This window comes from Phenylobacterium sp. (assembly GCF_024508875.1).
Taxonomy (GTDB): domain Bacteria; phylum Pseudomonadota; class Alphaproteobacteria; order Caulobacterales; family Caulobacteraceae; genus Phenylobacterium.
Window position 1 is genome coordinate 1 of the sequence record NZ_JANINU010000248.1, and the last position, 2,935, is coordinate 2,935.

Annotated in this window: 4 protein-coding genes; 3 read left to right on the forward strand and 1 reads right to left on the reverse strand. The window is 67.8% G+C overall.

Annotated elements, in window-relative coordinates; all coding sequences use genetic code 11:
- Nucleotides 1-91 precede the first annotated feature (91 nt).
- A complete protein-coding gene (groES, locus tag Q0L11_RS17575; RefSeq protein ID WP_293361936.1) occupies nucleotides 92-379 on the reverse strand; it encodes a co-chaperone GroES in 288 nt (95 codons plus the stop codon).
- 219 nt (nucleotides 380-598) lie between these two features.
- On the opposite strand from groES, the gene Q0L11_RS17580 reads away from it, so the two are divergent.
- The 3 genes from Q0L11_RS17580 to Q0L11_RS17590 all read left to right on the forward strand — a co-directional run bounded on the left by Q0L11_RS17580 (nucleotide 599) and on the right by Q0L11_RS17590 (nucleotide 2,760).
- Complete coding sequence (locus Q0L11_RS17580) at nucleotides 599-1,813, forward strand: cyclopropane-fatty-acyl-phospholipid synthase family protein (RefSeq protein WP_296598947.1); 1,215 nt, start codon at nucleotides 599-601, stop codon at nucleotides 1,811-1,813.
- A 76-nt stretch (nucleotides 1,814-1,889) separates the two neighbouring features.
- A complete protein-coding gene (locus Q0L11_RS17585) occupies nucleotides 1,890-2,282 on the forward strand; it encodes a hypothetical protein (RefSeq protein WP_296598949.1) in 393 nt (130 codons plus the stop codon).
- A gap of 76 nt (nucleotides 2,283-2,358) precedes the next feature.
- Entirely contained in the window at nucleotides 2,359-2,760 is a 402-nt protein-coding gene (locus Q0L11_RS17590; RefSeq protein WP_296598950.1) for a hypothetical protein, read from the forward strand.
- Nucleotides 2,761-2,935: the final 175 nt, after the last annotated feature.

Consider the following 2,935-nt stretch of genomic DNA (forward strand, 5'->3'; position numbering starts at 1 on the left):
GCGAAATAGACGTCTTTGGCAGCCATGGCTGGTTCTCTTTCCTAGAATTTCGGTGGGGGAAGCGGCCGGATCGCCGGCGCTTTGGGGTCGCTTACGAAACGACGCCCAGGATGTCGCTTTCCTTCATGATCAGCAGGTCCTGACCATCGAGCTTCACCTCGGTGCCGGACCACTTGCCGAACAGGATGCGGTCGCCGGCCTTGACGTCCAGCGGCTGGACCTTGCCGGAATCGTCACGGGCGCCGGGGCCGGTGGCGATCACTTCGCCTTCCTGCGGCTTTTCCTTCGCGGTGTCGGGGATGATGATCCCGCCCTTGGTCTTTTCCTCTTCCTCGACGCGCTTGACGAGGACGCGATCTCCCAGGGGACGAAACGCCATTGTGTGTTCTCTCTTCTTCCGTCGGAACGGTGCAATTTCCAGTGACGGCGGCGAGGGGCGGACGCGGCTGTTAGCAGTCCCAACCCCTGAGTGCCAACGTCGGTCGGGGAGTTAGGAACAGCCTCCGGCGGAGTCAAGCGCGCGCCGCAAAAGTTGTGCAGGCCTTGGCTTTCCGGCCGGCGCTCCTAGTCTCTTGCCGGCAAGAGTTGGAGAGCCGGCATGGGACTGCAAGCGATGCTGGAGAAGGTGGTCCGCGAGGGAGACCTAACGCTTCGGCTGCCCGGCGGCGGCGAACTCCGGCTGGGCGACCGCAGCGGACCGCCCCTTGTCGCCCGCATCACCAGCGCGGCGTGGGCGGCGAAGATCGCCGCCAAGCCCGGCCTGTACGTCGGCGAGGCCTACATGGACGGCGGGCTGGTGTTGGAGCAGGGCGAGATCGGCGACTTCATCGACCTGATCGGCGCCAACGCGAAGAACAAGCCGCGCAAAGCACGCAACCGCCTGCAGCTCTGGCTGCGCGAGCGCAAAGTCGAAGCCAATGCGCGGCGCCAGGCCCGGGCGAACGTCGCGCACCACTACGACCTGTCCAACGACCTGTACCGGCGCTTCCTCGACGAGGACATGCAGTATTCGTGCGCCTACTTCGCCCGGCCAGACATGACGCTGGAGGAGGCCCAGCTCGCCAAGAAGCGGCATATCGCGGCCAAGCTGGCGATCGCGCCGGGCATGAAGGTGCTGGACATCGGTTGCGGCTGGGGCGGCATGGCCATGACCCTGGCCGAGGAGACCGGCGCGGTGGTCGATGGGGTGACGCTGTCGACCGAGCAGCTCGCGGTGGCCAAGGCGCGGGCCGAGGCGAAGGGGCTGGCGGGCCGCGCCCGCTTCTCGCTCACCGACTACCGCGACGTGACCGAGACCTACGATCGGATCGTCTCGGTGGGCATGTTCGAGCATGTGGGCCGGCCGAACTACCAGGAGTACTTCGACGGGATCGCCCGGCTTTTGAAGGACGACGGCGTGGCGCTGATCCATGCCATCGGGCGGCCGGAGGTCGGGGTCACCAACGCCTGGGTGGCGAAGTACATCTTTCCGGGCGGCTACAGCCCGGCGCTTAGCGAGGTGCTGCCGGCCATCGAGCGGGCGGGGCTGATGGTCACCGACATCGAGATCCTGCGCCTGCACTACGCCGAGACGATCAGGCACTGGCGCCAGCGGTTTGCCGCGGTGCGTCCCGAGATCGCCGCGCTCTACGACGAGCGGTTCTGCCGGATGTGGGAGTTCTACCTTGGCATCGCCGAGCAGAGCTTCCGGGCCCGGCGGCAGTTCAACTGGCAGATCCAGCTCGCCAAGCGGGTGGACGCCCTGCCGATCACCCGCGACTACATGGGCGACGCCGAACGGGCGCTGAACCATCCGGCGACGCGGGTGGCGTGACGCCTTCGAAATGTCTGGAGGCGGCCAAAATCCGCCGCTAGGGTCGCCGCCGAACGCTTGTTTGGAGAGACTGCCCATGCGCCGCGCCTTCGCGCTTGCCGCCGCCCTGTCGCTGATCGCCGGGGCCGCCTCGGCCGAGAAGTGGACCAAGTACGCCGACGGCGACGGCGGCACCGAGTGGTCGTACGACGGCGACTATTCGTACAAGGACAAGGAGTCGGGCCGGCTCGTGGTCATGAAGGCGATCTCCAAGCCGTCGGCCAACATCGCCCCGGGCGGTCCGGACAAGGGCGTGGGCTTCGTCGAGGCGCTGGACTGCAAGGGCGGCAACTCGCTGCGCATGGGCGCCTACAAGCCCTCCACCGGCCTGCAGATGGACGACGGCTGGCGCAAGGCGCAGGCCAAGCCGGCCGACAAGGCCCTGGTCGCCGCCGTCTGCCCGCACATCGACCACGTGCCGGTGAAGTAGCGCTACCTCCCAGGTAATCGACCCCTGGCGGCGGGTGGAGGAGCTTCGGGGCGTCAACACGCTCAAGGAGCTTCCCATGACCGCCGTCCGCTCGACCTTCCTGCGCACCGTCATCGCCCTGGACGCCGCCGCGTGCGGCGTGATGGGCGCGACCTTTCTCTTCGACGCCGGCTGGCTGGCCGGTCCGCTGGGGCTTTCGCCCGCGTTGATGCAGCCCATCGGCGGATTCCTGCTGCCCTACGCCGCCTTCCTGGCCTGGCTGGCGAGCCGCCCGGCGCTGCCGCGAACGGGCGTCTGGGCGCTGGTGGTCTTCAACCTCCTCTGGGCCGTCGAAAGCATCGCCTTGGTCGCTCTGGGCTGGGTCAGGCCCACCGACCTGGGCCTCGCGGTGGTGGTCGGCCAGGCCGCGGCCGCCCTGATCGTCGCCGACTTCCAGTTCGTCGCGCTCCGCAAGGCGCGCCGCGAAGCCGTCGCCTGACGGCGGCCTTCCTCCCCGGAGGCCGACGCCGCGTCCATGCGGGCGCGGCGTCGCACGTCGCGGCGACTGTCACGCGAATGATTGAAACAGTTGTTTGATTTTCCGTGGAAGTGGGTCAATGGTGGCGTGAGACAATCGCGCAGGGAGTGACCCGATGAACATCGCCGCCGAACGG